The organism is Paracoccus sp. UBA889, from assembly GCA_002294185.1.
Taxonomy (GTDB): Bacteria; Pseudomonadota; Alphaproteobacteria; order Rhodobacterales; family Rhodobacteraceae; genus Paracoccus.
Genome location: DBFD01000065.1, coordinates 1 through 16,495, shown reverse-complemented (window position 1 = coordinate 16,495; position 16,495 = coordinate 1). Strand labels below are relative to the sequence as shown.

17 protein-coding genes and 1 tRNA gene are annotated in these 16,495 nt (G+C 67.8%); 5 read left to right on the top strand and 13 right to left on the bottom strand.

Annotated features, from left to right (window positions below):
- Positions 1-17: 17 nt before the first annotated feature.
- From B4L36_RS13450 to B4L36_RS13440, 3 genes are read right to left on the bottom strand one after another with little or no spacing between them, the layout of a single operon-like run.
- Entirely contained in the window at positions 18-1,490 is a 1,473-nt protein-coding gene (locus B4L36_RS13450) for a carboxypeptidase M32 (protein WP_292958174.1), read from the bottom strand.
- A complete protein-coding gene (gene ctaA, locus B4L36_RS13445; RefSeq protein ID WP_292958172.1) occupies positions 1,487-2,635 on the bottom strand; it encodes a heme A synthase in 1,149 nt (382 codons plus the stop codon). Before ctaA ends, B4L36_RS13450 begins: the two co-directional genes overlap by 4 nt.
- 38 nt (positions 2,636-2,673) lie before the next feature.
- A complete protein-coding gene (locus B4L36_RS13440) occupies positions 2,674-3,405 on the bottom strand; it encodes an RNA methyltransferase (RefSeq protein ID WP_292958170.1) in 732 nt (243 codons plus the stop codon).
- Between the two features lie 72 nt (positions 3,406-3,477).
- On the opposite strand from B4L36_RS13440, the gene B4L36_RS13435 reads away from it, so the two are divergent.
- The gene (locus tag B4L36_RS13435; protein WP_292958168.1) at positions 3,478-4,083 is read left to right on the top strand and encodes a thiamine phosphate synthase; all 606 of its coding nucleotides are present in this window, start codon (positions 3,478-3,480) and stop codon (positions 4,081-4,083) included.
- Between the two features lie 74 nt (positions 4,084-4,157).
- Positions 4,158-4,628 carry a cytochrome b gene (locus B4L36_RS13430; RefSeq protein ID WP_292958166.1) on the top strand — a complete coding sequence of 157 codons (471 nt, stop codon included), beginning with the start codon at positions 4,158-4,160 and terminating at the stop codon, positions 4,626-4,628.
- Here the strand turns inward: B4L36_RS13430 and purN are convergent.
- Together purN and purM are read right to left on the bottom strand one after the other, a co-directional pair.
- Entirely contained in the window at positions 4,625-5,212 is a 588-nt protein-coding gene (gene purN, locus B4L36_RS13425) for a phosphoribosylglycinamide formyltransferase (RefSeq protein ID WP_292958164.1), read from the bottom strand. The genes B4L36_RS13430 and purN overlap by 4 nt on opposite strands.
- Positions 5,209-6,249 carry a phosphoribosylformylglycinamidine cyclo-ligase gene (gene purM, locus B4L36_RS13420; protein WP_292958162.1) on the bottom strand — a complete coding sequence of 347 codons (1,041 nt, stop codon included), beginning with the start codon at positions 6,247-6,249 and terminating at the stop codon, positions 5,209-5,211. The genes purN and purM overlap by 4 nt, the downstream gene beginning before the upstream one ends.
- A gap of 115 nt (positions 6,250-6,364) precedes the next feature.
- On the opposite strand from purM, the gene B4L36_RS13415 reads away from it, so the two are divergent.
- Both B4L36_RS13415 and B4L36_RS13410 read left to right on the top strand, forming a co-directional pair.
- Positions 6,365-6,441 (top strand) — tRNA-Ile (locus B4L36_RS13415).
- A 205-nt stretch (positions 6,442-6,646) separates the two neighbouring features.
- Positions 6,647-7,021, top strand: a complete 375-nt coding sequence (locus tag B4L36_RS13410; RefSeq protein ID WP_292958160.1) for a VOC family protein — start codon at positions 6,647-6,649, stop codon at positions 7,019-7,021.
- On the opposite strand, the gene aroA is transcribed toward B4L36_RS13410, so the two are convergent.
- A complete protein-coding gene (gene aroA / locus B4L36_RS13405) occupies positions 7,018-8,349 on the bottom strand; it encodes a 3-phosphoshikimate 1-carboxyvinyltransferase (RefSeq protein ID WP_292958158.1) in 1,332 nt (443 codons plus the stop codon). The genes B4L36_RS13410 and aroA overlap by 4 nt on opposite strands.
- A 190-nt stretch (positions 8,350-8,539) precedes the next feature.
- On the bottom strand, positions 8,540-9,049 hold the full coding sequence (locus B4L36_RS13400; RefSeq protein ID WP_292958156.1) for a hypothetical protein: 510 nt from the start codon (positions 9,047-9,049) through the stop codon (positions 8,540-8,542).
- Between the two features lie 123 nt (positions 9,050-9,172).
- On the opposite strand from B4L36_RS13400, the gene moaA reads away from it, so the two are divergent.
- Positions 9,173-10,186, top strand: a complete 1,014-nt coding sequence (gene moaA, locus B4L36_RS13395) for a GTP 3',8-cyclase MoaA (RefSeq protein ID WP_414692188.1) — start codon at positions 9,173-9,175, stop codon at positions 10,184-10,186.
- A 108-nt stretch (positions 10,187-10,294) separates the two neighbouring features.
- On the opposite strand, the gene B4L36_RS13390 is transcribed toward moaA, so the two are convergent.
- The 6 genes from B4L36_RS13390 to B4L36_RS13365 all read right to left on the bottom strand — a co-directional run.
- The gene (locus B4L36_RS13390) at positions 10,295-11,095 is read right to left on the bottom strand and encodes a crotonase/enoyl-CoA hydratase family protein (RefSeq protein WP_292958154.1); all 801 of its coding nucleotides are present in this window, start codon (positions 11,093-11,095) and stop codon (positions 10,295-10,297) included.
- Positions 11,088-11,951 carry a hydroxymethylglutaryl-CoA lyase gene (locus B4L36_RS13385; protein WP_292958152.1) on the bottom strand — a complete coding sequence of 288 codons (864 nt, stop codon included), beginning with the start codon at positions 11,949-11,951 and terminating at the stop codon, positions 11,088-11,090. Before B4L36_RS13385 ends, B4L36_RS13390 begins: the two co-directional genes overlap by 8 nt.
- The gene (locus tag B4L36_RS13380) at positions 11,944-12,597 is read right to left on the bottom strand and encodes a glutathione S-transferase family protein (RefSeq protein ID WP_292958150.1); all 654 of its coding nucleotides are present in this window, start codon (positions 12,595-12,597) and stop codon (positions 11,944-11,946) included. Before B4L36_RS13380 ends, B4L36_RS13385 begins: the two co-directional genes overlap by 8 nt.
- Complete coding sequence (locus B4L36_RS13375) at positions 12,594-14,522, bottom strand: biotin carboxylase N-terminal domain-containing protein (RefSeq protein WP_292958148.1); 1,929 nt, start codon at positions 14,520-14,522, stop codon at positions 12,594-12,596. Before B4L36_RS13375 ends, B4L36_RS13380 begins: the two co-directional genes overlap by 4 nt.
- Before the next feature lie 82 nt (positions 14,523-14,604).
- The gene (locus B4L36_RS13370) at positions 14,605-15,090 is read right to left on the bottom strand and encodes an O-acetyl-ADP-ribose deacetylase (RefSeq protein WP_292958146.1); all 486 of its coding nucleotides are present in this window, start codon (positions 15,088-15,090) and stop codon (positions 14,605-14,607) included.
- Between the two features lie 62 nt (positions 15,091-15,152).
- On the bottom strand, positions 15,153-16,495 hold a 1,343-nt coding region (locus B4L36_RS13365; RefSeq protein WP_292958144.1), incomplete at its 5' end, for a carboxyl transferase domain-containing protein.

Genomic DNA, 16,495 nt, shown 5'->3' with positions numbered 1-16,495 from the left:
GGACGGGATGGCGCCCGTCAAAGCCCGTAGATACGACCGAATTTTTCTTCCAGATAATCCAGCAGCGGTTCGGGCGTGACGGGTCGGCCGGTTGCCTGTTCGATCAAGTGGCGCGGCGGATACAAACCGCCATGGCGCTGCACGTTCTCGCGCATCCATTCGACCCCCGGCGCCGCGTCGCCCTGGGCCAGTGCAGCGTCCAGATCCGGGACGGCCTCGCGCATCGCGGCGTTCAGGCAGCCCGCATAGACATTGCCAAGCGCATAGGTCGGGAAATAGCCGAACAGGCCAACCGACCAATGAACGTCCTGCAAAAGGCCATTGGCGGGCCGGTTCACCGCAACGCCAAAATCCCCGAGAAAACGGGCGTTCCACGCCTCGACCAGATCGCGCGTGTCCAGCCGCCCGGAAATCAGGTCGCGTTCCAGGTCGAAGCGCAGCATGATGTGCAGGTTATACTGGATTTCGTCGGATTCGGTGCGGATATAGCCCGGTGTGACCTTGTTGACGGTCGCGTGGAAGGCATCGGCATCCTGGATGTTCAACCCGTCGAAGGCATCCGACATGCGGTTGAACAGCCAGCCTGCAAAGGCCCGGCCGCGCCCCATCTGGTTCTCGTAGATGCGGCTCTGGCTTTCGTGGACCCCCATCGAGACGCCGCGTCCCAGCGGCGTGAAGGCATAGTCGGGGTCGATCCCAAGCTCATAACTGGAATGGCCGACCTCGTGGATGGTGGAATAGATGCAGTTGAACGGCTCGGGCTCGACCACGCGCGTGGTGATGCGGCTGTCCTGCCAGCGGCCGCTGCTGAAGGGATGGACCGCCATGTCCATCCGCCCCCGCGTCCAGTCATAGCCGAAGGCCGTCGCGCAGGTGCGGGCCAGCCGAAGCTGGGTTTCCTGCGGGAAATGCCCCTGCAGCGTCTGGGGCTGGCGCTCGGCGCCCAGCACATCCTCGCGCAGCGCGACCAGGCGCGGCCGCATCGCGTCGAACAGGCCGGCGATTTCGGCCCCGGTCGTGCCGGGCTCGTAATCCTCCAGCAGCGCATCATAGAGATCGCCGCCATCGGCCAGCGCCGCGGCCTCCTCGCGTTTCAGCAGCAGCACCTGATCCAGCGTCGGCAGAAAGTCCTCGGGCGCGTCATTGGCACGCGCCTCGGCCCAGATGCCTTGCGCCAGCGAGGTCACGCGCGCCAGTTCGGTCGCGAGGCGGGCCGGGATGCGGATCCTGCGGGCATAGTCGCGACCGATCAACTCGACGATGCGGATGTCGGGCCCGGTCTGTGGGCGGGCCGCGTCCAGCCATTCGCCAAGGCGCGGATCGGTGCGGCGTTCGTGCAGCACCGATTCCATCGCGGCCATTTCCTCGGCCCGCTGTTCCACCGCGCCGCGCGGCATGACGGTTTCCTGATCCCAGCCCAGCCGCTCGGCGACCGAGGACAGGGCTTCGGTCTGACGCTGAAAGCTCAGCAATTCGTCCAGGGCGCTCATCGGGTTTTCCCCCTCAGCGAGGTTTGATGCGGGTAGCGGGCGTGGTGGCGGGCCCGGATGATCAGCACGAACAGCGCCACCGCGCCCAGCTGGTGGGTCAGGGCCAGCGACAGGGGCGAGGCGTTGATCACGTTCATGATGCCCAGGCCCACCTGCACCGCCACCATGACGATCATCGCGGTAAAGGCCCCGCGCGTCACCGGATGGGGCGAACGCCGCGCGCGCAGCCAGACCACCACCGCGAAGATCGCCAGCAGATAGCCGGTCATGCGGTGGACGAACTGCACCAGGGCCGGGTTTTCGAACAGATTGCGCCAACCCAGCGAGGAATCCCAGATCGCAGAGGGGATCCATTCGCCGCCCATGGTCGGCCAGCCGGTATATTGGCGGCCCGCATCGATGCCCGCGACCAGCGCGCCGATCAGGATCTGCACGAAGGCCAGATGCATCAGGCCGGTGGCCATGCCGAACAGCCTGCGCTCGCCCGCGCGCCTTGCTCGCAGCAGGTCCGCTTCGGACCGGCCCAGCATCAGCACATACCAGGCAATCAGACCCAGGATGATGAAGGCGATCCCCAGATGCGTCGCCAGCCGGTAAGAGGCCACGCGCACCATCCCCTCGGCCAGACCGGAACTGACCATCCACCAGCCGATCGCCCCCTGAAGCCCGCCCAGAAGGCCGATTCCCAGCAATCGCTGCGTCCAGCCCGCCGGTATGCGGCGGGTCAGCAGAAAGCCGAAGAAGCCGAGCGCCCAGATCAGTCCCACGGTGCGGCCCAGCAGGCGATGGGACCATTCCCACCAATAGATTCGCTTGAAGCCAGCCAGATCCATGTCGGGATTGACCTCGCGATATTGCGGGATCTGCTGGTAGGCCTGGAATTCGGATTGCCACCGGGCCGCGTCCATCGGCGGCAGCGCGCCGGTGACGGGCGCCCATTCGGTGATCGAAAGGCCCGATCCGGTCAGCCGCGTCGCGCCGCCAAGCGCGATCATCGCGGCGACCATGACGAACAACACCATCAGCCAGACCCGGATCGCCCGGCGCGCGCCGCGCGGCGCGGCGTCGATGATGCCGGTCCGCGTCACCGGGCGGGTGCTGGCACCTGGGTCCGAGACTTCCTCGAAAACGGGGCGCTTGGCCATGATCGGCTCCTTCAACTGGGGCGGAGGTTAGGTCGCGCCTAGCGGCGGGTCAATTGGCGCAGGACGCCGTGCAGGATGCGGACATCGCCGCGCGTCAGCACCAGCCGCGACCACATGTTGCGCAGGTTCAGCCGCATCGCCGCGGCCTTGGTTTCGGGAAAGAAGAACCCCGCTTGGGCCAGCTTTTCCTCGTAGTGATCGCCCAGCCGTTCGATCTCGACCCGATCCGCAAGCCACTCGGCATCGGCCTTGCGCCGATGCGGCGCGGGCTCGGGCGGCAAAGTGTCGCGGCCCCATTCATAGCCCATCAGCAGCACCGCCTGCGCCAGGTTAAGCGACGGAAAAGCCGGATTGACCGGCACGGTGACGATGGCATTGGCACGCGCCACGTCGTCGTTTTCCAGCCCGGCGCGTTCGGGGCCGAAGACGATCGCGCTGCGGCCGTCATGACGGCGCGCCTTGTCCATCGCGGCGGCGGGGGTGAAGACCGGCTTCGACAGTTCGCGGCCGCGGGCGGTGGTGGCGAAAGCATAATCGATCCCTTCCATCGCCTCGGCCAGGGTCGGATGGATCCGGGCATGATCCAGCACCTGCCCTGCCGCCCCCGAGGCCATGGCAATGGCCCTGGGGTTGGGCCAGCCGTCGCGCGGATCGACCAGCCGCATCTCGGTCAGGCCGAAATTCAGCATGGCGCGCGCCGCGGCGCCGATATTCTCGCCCATCTGCGGGCGAACCAGGATGATGACGGGCTGGCGCGGATCGTGCTGCATGGCCGTCCGCATAGTCCGTCTGGCAGCGGGCGGCAAGCTGCGCTATCTGCAGGGGAACCGATGGAGTTTCCCATGACCGACACGCCGCAGCTTTACCTGATGACCCCCGCCGGCGCGCAGGCCTCGGCCCTGGGGCCGCTGCTGACCGAGGTGATGGACCGCTTTCCCCCCGCCTGTCTGCGCATCCGCGCGGGCGCGGAAGAGGACGAACTGGGCCGCCTCGCCGATCTGGCGCGCGAGATCGCCCATAACCGTGACGTGGCGGTGGTGATCGAAGATCATGTCAGGCTGGCCCAGCGGCACGGGCTTGACGGGGTGCACCTGACCGACGGCGCGCGCGGCGTCCGCGCCGCACGCAAGGATCTGGGCGCCGACGCCATCGTCGGCGCCTTCTGCGGAACCTCGCGACACGAGGGGATGAACGCGGCCGAGGCGGGGGCGGATTACGTCAGCTTCGGCCCGGTCGGCGACACCGCGCTTGGGCGCGGCGGCCCCGCCCCGCTGGACCTGTTCCAGTGGTGGTCCGAGATGATCGAGGTGCCGGTCGTTGCCGAGGGCGCGATTGATCGCGCCCTGATCGCGGATCTGTCGCCGGTGACGGATTTCATCGGCATCGGCGCGGAAATCTGGTCCGAGAACGATCCCCTCACCGCCCTGTCGGCCCTGTGGCTGCCATGACGTCCGGCTTTTGCGTTCCGTTGGAGAACCCGGCCTGACCGCCATCTCGATCCTGACGAAAAAGGAAAACACCGATGTTCCGATATACGACGCAACAGATCGTGCTGCACTGGACGATCGTGCTGCTGGTGATCTTTCAATATCTGTGGAACGGGCCGATGGGACAGGCCTTCGGCCGGCTCATGCGCGGCGGTGATAAGGTTCTGGGGCCGGTCGCCCTGGCCCATCTGGTCGTCGGCGTGACGATCCTGGCCATCACGATCTGGCGGCTGGCCCTGCGCCGCCGCGCGCCGGCCGCTCCGCACGGCCGTGCCGGGCTGGACAGGGTCGCGGTGCTGATTCACGCCCTGCTCCATATCGTGCTGATCGCGATCCCGCTGGCCGGGCTGGCCGCCTGGTTCGGCGGAATCGGCCGCGCGGGCGACCTGCACGTGTTGCTGACGGACCTGCTGCTGGTACTGGCGGGACTGCATGTGGCCGCCGCGCTCTATCATCACTTCGTTCTGAAGGACGGGCTGATGAACCGGCTGCGCCCGCGACGCTAGAGCATCAGCGGAGTCCGGTCGCCTGCGGCGAAACGGCGCAGCACGGCCGGATAGAGGCGATGTTCCTGCGCCAGCACCCGCGCGGCAAGGCTGCGGGGCGTGTCGCCGGGCTCGACACGCACCCGTGCCTGCCCCAGAACCGGACCCGCATCCAGATCGGCGATCACCTCGTGCACGCTCGCGCCGGCTTCGGCATCGCCGGCAGCGATGGCGCGGGCATGGGTGTGCAGGCCGGGGTATTTTGGCAACAGAGAAGGATGGATGTTCAGCATCCGACCGGCGAAAAGCTGCACGAAATCAGGGGTCAGAACGCGCATGAAGCCGGCGAGGCAGATGATGTCGGGCCGCGCCCGAAGCAGCGGGCGAAGCAGCGCGGCCTCGAACCTCGCGCGGTCGCCGGGATAGGCGCGGTGGTCGATCGCGGCGGTCGGGATGCCCATCGCGGCGGCCCTGGCCAAGCCCGAGGCGGCGGGATCGTTCGAGACGACCAGAACCGGCCGCGCAGGATGATCGCCCGTCATGTCCTCGGCCAGCCGGACCATGTTCGATCCGCCGCCAGAGATCAGGATCGCAACGCGCTTCACGCAGGCGTTCCGCTGTAGCGCACCCCCTCGCCCTCCGTCACGCGGCCGATCCGGTGGACGCGCTCGCCCTGATCGGCCAGCACCGCGGTCAGCGCGTCGGCGCGGTCGGCGGCGACCGACAGGACCATGCCCACTCCGCTGTTGAAGGTTTTCAGCATCTCGTCCCGCCCGATGCCACCCGCCTGTGCCAGCCAGCCGAAGACCGGCGGCAAGGGCCATGCGCCAAGGTCGATCTGGGCGCCCAGGCCCCGGGGCAGGATGCGCGGCAGATTTTCGGTGATGCCGCCGCCGGTGATATGGGCCAGCCCGTGAACCCCGCCTGCGCGGATCGCGGCCAGCGCGGGTTTGACATAAAGCCGCGTCGGCACCAGCAGCGCCTGACCCAGCGAGCCCCGGGCGAAAGGCGCGGCATCGTCCCAGCCGAGGCCGGCGCGCTTTGCGACCTTGCGAACCAGCGAATAGCCGTTGGAATGAACCCCGTCCGAGGACAGGCCCAGCAGCACATCGCCCAATCCCACATCGGCGGGCAAGGCGGTGCCACGCCGCATCGCGCCGACGGCGAAACCGGCCAGGTCGAAATCGCCATCGTGATACATGCCGGGCATTTCCGCCGTCTCGCCACCAATCAGGGCACAGCCGGCCATCCGGCATCCCCGCGCGATACTTTCGACGACCCGCGCGGCCTGATCGACCGAAAGCCGGCCGGTCGCAAAATAATCAAGAAAGAACAGCGGCTCGGCACCCTGACAGACCAGATCGTTCACGCACATCGCGACCAGATCCTGGCCGATCGCATCCAGATGCCCGGTGTCGATGGCAATCCGCAGCTTGGTGCCGACGCCATCGGTCGCGGCCACCAGGACCGGATCGTCATAGCCCGCGGCGGCCGGGTCGAACAGGGCGCCAAAGCCGCCAAGCGCGTCCATCACACCGGCCCGCGCGGTGGCGGCTGCCGCGGGTTTGATCCGATCAACCAGCGCGTTTCCCGCGTCGATATCCACGCCTGCATCGCGATAGCTGATCCCGTTCTTCGTCATCGGCCCGTCCCCGGCTGGAATGTCGCGCCCCCCGATAGCGGATGGCGGGGCTCTGGGCAACGGGCCAACGCGCTTGACCGCGCCTGCCGGCCGCTTTAGTCAGATCGCGCGCTACGGGCCTGTAGCTCAATTGGTCAGAGCAGGGCGCTCATAACGCCTTGGTTGGGGGTTCAAGTCCCTCCGGGCCTACCAGCATCCCATCCCTCCAGGCCCGCCCGTGGAAGCGGCAGAATCAAGGACGGGCTGTTCTCTTTTGGCGGCGCGACCTGGCGCAGTCCGGGACGAACGCCGCCTGCCATATGTGATGGGACGCGCCGAAACAGGATGACGCTTTTGCGGACAGGATTCGGTGCTGAACCTTTGTCCCGGTCATGCGTTTTGCCGACCGGAGCCATTCATGCACGACGACAGCGACCTGATCGACCATATCCATCTGCGCCTGTCCGATTTCGACCGGGGCGTTTCGTTCTATGTGGCCATCCTGAACGCCCTGGGCCGGGGCGCGGACATCCGCCGCGGTCGCGACTGGCTGGAGATCGGCCCGCTTTATCTGGATCAGTCCGACAACATCACACCCCCCAGCCGCCTTCATCTGTGCTTTCGCGCCCGTTCGCGCGAAGAGGTCGCGGCCTTTCATTCAGCCGGGCTTGCCGCGGGCGGACGCGACAACGGCGCGCCCGGCCTGCGCGATTATCATCCGGGCTATTACGCGGCCTTTCTGCTGGATCCCGACGGCAACAATATCGAAGCCAAGCTTGACGAGCAGACCTAGCCCAGATCGCCGCCGAGGCCCTGTATCAGCGGCAGGAAATCGGGGAAGGACGTGGCGATGGGGCTGGCATCGTCGATGCTGACCGGGGCCTGGGCCGCAAGCCCGAGGATCAGGAAGGACATCGCGATCCGGTGGTCCAGATGCGTGACCACGCTGGCGCCTCCGGGCACCGTCGCCATGCCGTGCACGACCATCGTGTCGCGGGTTTCCTCGACCTCGACGCCGTTTGCCGCAAGTCCCCGCGCCATCGCGTCGATTCGGTCGCTTTCCTTGACCCGCAATTCCGCAACCCCGTTCATGACCGTCCTGCCTTCCGCGAAAGCGGCGATGACCGACAGGATCGGAAATTCATCGATCATGCTGGCGGCGCGGTCCGCCGGGACGGTCACGCCCGTCAGCGGCCCGTGGCGCACGACCAGATCGGCCACCGGCTCGCCGCCCTCTTCGCGTTCGTTCTCGAAGGCGATGTCGGCGCCCATTTCCAGCAGCGTCACATACAGCCCGTCGCGCGTCCGATTGCGGCTGACACCGGGCACCCGGACCTGCGATCCCGGCACGATCAGCGCCGCCGCCACCGGAAAGGCCGCGCTGGATGGGTCGCGTGGCACGGCGACCGGCTGCGCCCGCAACTCGGGCCGGCCCGCCAGCGTGACGACGTGGCCCTGATCCGTCGTTTCGGTCCGGATCTGGGCGCCGAACCCCGCCAGCATCCGTTCGGAATGATCGCGCGTGGGTTCGGCCTCGATCACCACCGTCTCGCCGGGCGAATTCAGGCCGGCCAAAAGGATGGCCGACTTGATCTGCGCACTGGCGACCGGCGTGCGATAGCGCAGCGGAACCGGATCGGCGGCGCCCTGGATGGTGATCGGCAGCCGTCCGCCCTCGCGCGCCGTGATCTGCGCGCCAAAGGCCGACAGCGGATCGGTGACCCGCGCCATCGGGCGCCGCGACAGGCTGGCATCGCCGGTGAAGGTCGCGGTGATCGGGGTCGTGGCCATCGCCCCCATGATCAGCCGCACCCCGGTGCCGGAATTGCCGCAATCTATGATGCCTTCGGGTTCGGCAAAGCCACCCACGCCCACGCCATGCACCGACCATTCGCCCGCGCCCAGCCGTTCGACCTGCGCGCCGAAAGCCGCCATCGCCCTTGCCGTATCCAGCACGTCCTGCCCTTCCAGAAGGCCGGTTACCCGCGTCTCGCCCACCGACAACGCCCCCAGGATCAGCGCCCGGTGACTGATCGACTTGTCGCCAGGCACCTGCGCCACGCCCTTCAGCGGGCCGCTGCGACGCGAGGTCATGGGACACGGTTCGGCGGTATGGGACATGGGACACCTGTTCGTTGCGAGGGCCTTTTAGCCGCCGGGCAAGCCCGCTGCCACCGCCTTCTTGCCGTCGCAGCCAGGGTTTTCTCGCGGCCGGAGCGGAACGCCCGGTCATGGAAGATGTGATCCCGCGGCAACCGATGTCGCGTGTCGCGCCCGAGGGACCCGAATTACAGGCGCACCGGGCGGCTTGTCAGGATTTGTAGACCTCGATCGTCGGCAGTTCGGTCAGCGACACGCCGATCAGTTGCAGCGCCGGTAGCGAGACCTGACTGCCCGACCCACCGCCCGCCAGCGGGATCAGATCGACCTTGGCCGATTTGCCGTTGGCGGGATTCACGATCCGCCCGATGCCGCGCGCCTTGACCAGCGGTGTCTTGATCCAGAACCCGCCCTGCGTCGGATCGCCCAGCGAGGCGACGGTGCTGCCCAGCCTGGTCTCGGCCGCCTCGGGCGCCCCGGCGGCGGCGGCCTTTTGTTCGGCAGTCGTCGTATCCAGCTGCCGGGCCGAGGCGCGCGCCGAGGGCGGCGGTGGCGGTGCGCGCGTGATCGCGGTCGCTGCGGCCACCTGCTGTGGTGAAAGATCGCTTTCGATCCTGGCCGGTTGCACCGTGTTTGACGGCCGATCACCTGTCGTCGTCGCCAGGGGCTGGCAGGCGGCAAGGACCATGACGGACAGGATCGCGGGGGTTGTCATTCGCATCGGGACGTTCCTTGGATGGCGTGGCGCGGGCAGGTTAGACCAGCCCCGCCGCCTGCGTCCACCGGCGGTTGCGTGATCGGCGGATGCTTGTGCACCGGCGCCGAGACGCCTAGATTGAAGCTCATGGACGACATGCAAGCCGCGCCTCTCATCGACCCTTTTGCCCGTCCGATCACCTATCTTCGGGTATCGGTGACGGATCGTTGCGATTTCCGCTGTGTCTATTGCATGTCCGAACATATGCAGTTCCTGCCTAAGGTCGAATTGCTGACATTGGAGGAACTGGACCGGCTTTGTTCCGCCTTCGTGGATCTTGGCGTGCGCAAGTTGCGCATCACCGGGGGCGAACCGCTGGTCCGGCGCGGGATCATGGGCTTTTTCGGCGCCATGTCGCGCCATCTGGGCGCGGGCCTGGACGAATTGACGCTGACCACCAACGGCAGCCAGCTGGCCCGTTTCGCCCCGGAACTGGTGGATTGCGGGGTTCGCCGGGTCAACGTCTCGCTGGACACGCTGGATGCCGACAAGTTCTCCGCCATCACCCGCTGGGGCCGGCTGCCGCAGGTGCTGGAGGGCATCCGCGCCGCCCGCGCGGCCGGGCTGCGGGTCAAGATCAACGCCGTCGCGCTGAAGGGCGTGAACGACGACGAATTGTTCGATCTGGTCCGCTGGTGTGGCGATGAGGGCCATGACCTGACCTTCATCGAGGTCATGCCGATGGGCGATCTGGGCAACGAGGACCGCCTGGACCAGTATTGGCCGCTGACCGATCTGCGCGCCCGTCTGGCCGAATGTTTCACACTGGTCGATCTGGCCGAACGCACGGGGGGTCCGGCCCGTTATGTCCGGCTGCGCGAAACCGGGCAGAAGATCGGCTTCATCACGCCGCTGACGCATAATTTCTGCGAAAGCTGCAACCGTGTCCGCGTGACCTGCACGGGCGAGCTTTACATGTGCCTGGGCCAGGAGGATCGTGCCGATCTGCGCGCGCCGCTGCGCGCCAGCGCAGAGGACGCCCCCCTGCGCGAGGCCATCCGCGGCGCCATCGCCCGCAAGCCCAAGGGCCACGATTTCGACTATTCCCGCCAGCACGTGGCGGGCCAGATGCCCCGCCACATGAGCCATACCGGCGGCTGAGCCTTCTTCCCGGCGTGAAGATCGCCCCATCTCCGGCAACCGCTGACCGAAAGTCTGCGCAGGGCCTGACAGGCGCCCGGAGGCGAGCCGGCGCGGCGCGGCACCGTGTCAGGACGCGGGCGAAGTCGGCACTTGCCAGTCGGGCTTGCGCTTGTCGAAGAAGGCGGCGATCCCCTCGGCCGCCTCCCTTTCCTCCCACACCGCCACCAGCCGCTCGACGCTGTCCTCGATCGCGGCGGCGTCGATGCGCGGGCCAAGCGCGCGGCATTGCGCCTTGGCCGCCGCAATGGCGCCCGGCGCGCCCAGCAGGAACGGCGCCACCTCGGCCTCGACCGCGGCGTCAAGATCGCCGGCGGGCACGGCGCGGGCCGCGAGGTTCAGCGTCACCGCCTCCTCGGCCCCGAAGATCCGGCCCGAGAAGAACACGCGACGGGCCTTGTCCTCGCCCATCCGCGCCAGGACATAGGGACCGATGGTCGCCGGGATCAGCCCCAGCTTCACCTCGGTCAGACCGAATTTCGCCTCCAGCGAGGCGATGGCGATGTCACAGACCGACATCATCCCCACCCCGCCGCCGAAGGCATTGCCGTGAACCCGCCCGATCAGCGGCTTCGGCAGCGTGTTCAGCGCCGACAGCATTCCCGCCAGCAGTCTTGCGCCAGCGCGCCGGGTTTCCGCCTCGGCGGCGATCTGCGCCTTCATCCAGGCCAGATCGCCGCCAGCGCAGAAGCTGGCCCCGTCTCCGGCCAGCACCACCACGCGCACTGCCGGATCGGCGCCCAGCCCGGCCGCGGCGCGGGTCAGATCCTCCATCATCGCCTGTGACAGGGCGTTATGCTTGTTCGGTCGCGCCAGCGACAGCGTCGCCACACCGCGCGAATCGGTTTCGATCCGGATCGTTTCAGACATCGGCTTCCTTTCGCATGTCGCGCGCCATCGCCGCGGCCCTGTCGATGACCGCCATGTCGAGCCCGGTCGCATGGCCCAGGGCCTCAAGATGCCGCGCCACCTTTTCGGTCGCGACATTGCCCTTGGCGCCGGGCGCATAGGGGCAGCCGCCAAGGCCGCCCACCGCCGCGTCGAAGACCCGCAGCCCGCGCGCGAGGCTGGCGTCGATATTCATCAGCGCCCGACCGGCAGTATCGTGATAATGTCCGGCCAGCCGGTTTGCCGGAACCTCGTCCAGCACCGCCGACAGCATCGCGTCGATGGTCTCGGGGCGTCCCTGGCCGATCGTGTCGCCAAGGCTGATCTCGTAGCAGCCCATCTCGCGCAGCGCCGCCGCGACCCGTGCCGCATTGCCCGGCGGCGTCGGGCCGTCGAAGGGACAATCGGTCACGACGCTGACATAGCCGCGGACCGGGATCCCGTCATCGCGCGCGGCCCGCGCGACCGGCGCGAAACGGTCCAGGCTTTCGGCGATGCCGGCGTTCAGATTGGCGCGGCTGAACCCCTCCGAGGCGCTGGCGAAGATCGCGACCTCGCTGGCGCCTGCCTCGCGCGCGGCCTCATAGCCCTTCATGTTCGGGGTCAGCGCGGCATAGCGGACCCCCGGCCGCCGCGCGATGCCTGCCATCACCTGCGCCGCGTCGCCCAGCTGCGGCACCCATTTCGGGCTGACGAAGCTGGTCACCTCGATGCGCCGGAATCCCGCCAGCGACAGCAGATCGACCAGCGCGATCTTCCGCGCCGCCGGGATCAGCCGCTTTTCGTTCTGCAACCCGTCTCGCGGTCCCATCTCGAAGATCTCGGCGTGATCAGGCATCGGGCAGCTCGTAGAATTCGCGTTGATAGATGCTGTCGCCGCCCGCCCTGTCCAACGCACGGCGATAGGCGGGCCGCGCCGTCATCCGGTCGCGATAGGCCGCCAGTGCCGGGAATTCGGCCTTTGGCAGAAACCGGAACACGGCTTCGATATTGAAACCCATCATGCAGTCAGCCGCCGAAAAGCCACCTGCCAGCAGCATGTCCTGACGCGACAGATGCCCTTCCAGCGCCCGCGCCGTCACCGCCAGCCGCCTGGTGTCCAGCTTCATCAGCGGCAACGACCGCGCGCTGTCTGGGCGCAGGAAGATATGCTGGATGTTCAGCGCCTGAAGAATATTGGCCTGGGTCTCGGCGAAACTGACCCATTCCAGGAAATCCGCGCGCGCGAACTCGCCCGGTTTCGGCGCCAGCCGTCCCTCGCGCTCGGTCAGGTATTGCACGATGGCGCCGGATTCGAAGATCGCGCGCCCGTCGATCTGCAAGGCAGGGATCCGACCGGCGGGCGACAGCGCCAGAAACTCCGGACTGCGCAGGGATCCGTCGGTCAGCGACCAGACGACGATCTGGCAATCAAGCCCCAGTTCCTCGATCAGCCACAGCACCCGCATCGAACGCGAGCCGGGCACATGATGCAGCCGGATCACGACGCCTCCTCTTCCAGCCGGATCAGCGCGGCGCCGGCCTCGACCTGCTGGCCTTCGGCTGCCAGCACCTCGGCCACGATGCCGTCACGGGCGGCGGTCAGCGCATGTTCCATCTTCATCGCTTCCAGCACCGCCAGCCGGTCGCCGGTCCTGACCGGCTGACCGACCGAGACATGGACCGATTTCACCAATCCCGGCATCGGCGACAGGGTCAGCGCGTCGCCGCCGGCCGCGGCCGCGTCGCGCGCCAGCGGATCGCGCGGCACCAGATGCACCGTCCGGCCGCCAAAGACGCTGACGCCGGCATCATGGGTGACGATGCGGTTGCGCCGCAACGCATCATCGACCCACCAGCGGTCGCCCTGCCAGCGCACCTCGTGGGGCTGATTGTCCAGCGACACGCGCGCGCGGCCCGGTCCCAGAACCTCGAGCACGGCCTGGCCGCCATCCCAGGCAATGGTGCGGCGCAGCGGCTGCCACAGCGTCGCGCCGCCCCGCGCCTGCGGATCGGCCAGCCCGGCAAGGCCGATCACGGCCAGCACGCGGGCCGCCGGATCGGGTTCCGCGGCGGCGACCAGATCATCCAGGTCGCGGGCGATCAGCCCGGTATCGACCTGGCCCGCGCGAAAGCCGTCATGCCGGGTCAGCGCGATGAGGAAATCCAGATTGGTGACGGATCCCGCCACCTCGGTATCGACCAGGGCCGATTCCAGCGCCCGCAACGCCACCGCCCGCGTGGGCCCGTGGGTGACGATCTTGGCGATCATCGGGTCGTAATAGGGGCTGATCGTATCGCCCTGCCTGACGCCGGTCTCGATCCGCGCGCCCTGAGGAAAGGCCAGCCGCGCCAGCCGCCCCGTGGCCGGCAGAAAACCCGCCGGCACATCCTCGGCGTAGAGCCGCGCCTCGAAGGCGTGGCCCGAAATGGTCAGCGCGTCCTGCCTGGCGGGCAAGGGCTCTCCGCTGGCGACGCGCAACTGCCATTCGACCAGATCGATGCCGGTGATCGCCTCGGTCACGGGATGTTCGACCTGAAGCCGGGTGTTCATCTCCATGAACCAGAACCTGTCCTCGCGCAGCCCTTCCGAGCCATCGACGATGAATTCGATCGTGCCCGCCCCGGCATAGCCAATGGCTTCGGCGGCACGAACCGCCGCAGCGCCCATCACCTTGCGGATCTCGGGCGTCATGCCGGGGGCCGGTGCTTCCTCGATGACCTTCTGGTGGCGCCGTTGCAGCGAACAATCGCGTTCGAACAGATGCACCGCGCGGTGGCCGTCGCCGAAGACCTGCACCTCGATATGGCGCGGTTGCAGCACGTATTTCTCGATCAGCACGTCGGGATTGCCAAAGGCGGTCCGCGCCTCGGACCGGGCCGAGGCCAGCGCATCGGCGAAATCCTTCGGATCGTCGACACGGCGCATTCCCTTGCCGCCGCCGCCCGCCACGGCCTTGATCAGAACCGGATAGCCGATCCGCTCCGCCTGCTGGGCCAGATGGCCGGGATCCTGATTGGCACCGTGATAGCCGGGCACGACCGGAACGCTCGCTTCTTCCATCACCCGCTTGGCCGCGTCCTTCAATCCCATCGCCCGGATGGCGCGGGAGGACGGCCCGATGAAGACCAGCCCCGCCGCCTCGACAGCCTCGACGAAATCGGGATTCTCGCTGAGAAAGCCGTAGCCCGGATGGATCGCCTGGGCGCCGGTCGCCGCGGCGGCGGCGATGATCGCCTCGCCGCGCAGATAGCTGTCGGCGGGCGCCGGCCCGCCCAGATGCACCGCCTCGTCGGCCATCGAGACATGGCGCGCGGCGCGGTCGGCATCCGAAAAGACGGCGATGGTCGAGACGCCCATGCGCTGGCAGGTATCAATGATGCGGCAGGCAATCTCGCCGCGATTGGCGATCAGGATCTTCTGGAACATGGCTGGCCTTGTTCTGTGGCAGCGCGGCTTGGGACCTTGCGCCCCCGGACTGCCGCAGGGTTTCCGGACAAGGAGGAACCGTTCATGCCAGCGCCCTTTCAAGCGGACCGGCCGAGCGGGGATCGAACGCGACCAGCGTCACCGCCAGCCCGCCGCGATGCGAACGGATCGTCTGCACGGCGATCCTGGCGGCGCGATCGGCCGGAAAGCCGTAAACGCCGGTCGAGATCGCCGGAAAGGCGATGCTGGCCAGATCGTGCCGCCGCGCCAGCAGCAGCGCGCTGCGATAGGCCGAGGCCAGCAGATCGTCCTCGCTCGCATCGCCGCCGCGCCAGACCGGTCCGACGGCGTGGATGACATGCCTCGCGGGCAGACGGTAGCCGCCGGTGATCCGCGCCTCGCCCGTCGGACAGCCGCCGATCTTGCGGCATTCGTCCAGCAGGTCGGGCCCCGCCGCGCGATGGATGGCGCCGTCCACACCGCCGCCGCCCAGCAGCGATTGGTTGGCGGCGTTCACGATCGCATCGACGTCGAGCGTCGTGATATCGCCCTGCCAGACCCTGATCATCCTGCCCTCCTGCCCGTCTTCGGTCCCCATATATCCCCGCCGGAGGCACCCATCATCGCCCCCTACATCCGGAAGACGCCAAAGCGCGTCGGCTGGATGGGCGCGTTCAGCGCTGCGCGCAACGACAGCGCCAGCACGTCGCGGGTCTTGCGCGGATCGATGATGCCGTCGTCCCACAGTCGCGCGGATGCGTAAAGCGGATGCGACTGACGCTCGAACATCTCGATCGTGGGGCGCTTGAATTCGGCCTCGTCCTCGGCCGACCAGGTGCCGCCTTGCCGTTCCACGCCCTCGCGCCGGACCGTGGCCAGCACCCCCGCCGCCTGTTCGCCGCCCATGACCGAGATGCGGCTGTTGGGCCAGGTCCACAGAAAGCGCGGGCTGTAGGCGCGGCCTGCCATGCCGTAATTGCCGGCGCCGAAACTGCCGCCGACCAGCATCGTGATCTTTGGAACCGAGGTCGTGGCCACCGCCGTGACCATCTTGGCGCCGTGACGCGCGATACCCTCGCTTTCATATTTGCGGCCGACCATGAAACCGGTGATGTTCTGCAGGAAGACCAGAGGGATCAAGCGCTGTGAACACAATTCGATGAAATGCGCGCCCTTCTGGGCGGCTTCCGAAAACAGCACCCCGTTATTGGCGACGATGCCGACCGGGCAGCCCTCGACATGGGCAAAGCCCGTGACCAGCGTCTCGCCGAAGCGGGCCTTGAACTCGTCAAAGCGCGATCCGTCCACGATGCGCGCGATCACCTCGCGGATGTCATAGGGGGTTCGCAGATCGGCCGGAACCACGCCAAGGATCTCGTCGGGGTCGAAGGCGGGCGGTTCGGCCGATTGCCAGGCCACGTCATCGGGCAGCCTGCGGTTCAGGTTGGCCACGGCGCGACGGGCCATGGCCAGCGCGTGGGCGTCATCCTCGGCCAGGTAGTCGGCCACGCCGGACAGCCGGGTATGGACATCGCCGCCGCCCAGATCCTCGGCGCTGACGACCTCGCCGGTCGCGGCCTTCACCAGGGGCGGACCGGCCAGAAAGATCGTGCCCTGATCGCGGACGATGATCGTCACGTCGGACATGGCGGGCACATAGGCCCCGCCCGCCGTGCAGGAACCCATGACCACCGCGATCTGGGCGATGCCCTTCGCGCTCATCCTGGCCTGGTTGTAGAAGATGCGGCCGAAATGGTCGCGGTCGGGAAAGACCTCGTCCTGGTTGGGCAGGTTGGCACCGCCCGAATCGACGAGATAGAGGCATGGCAGATGACATTCCTCGGCGATTTCCTGGGCGCGAAGGTGTTTCTTCACGCTCATCGGGTAATAGGTGCCGCCCTTGACGGTCGCGTCATTGGCCACCACCATCACGTCCTGCCCCTGGACGCGGCCGATGCCCGCGATCACGCCGG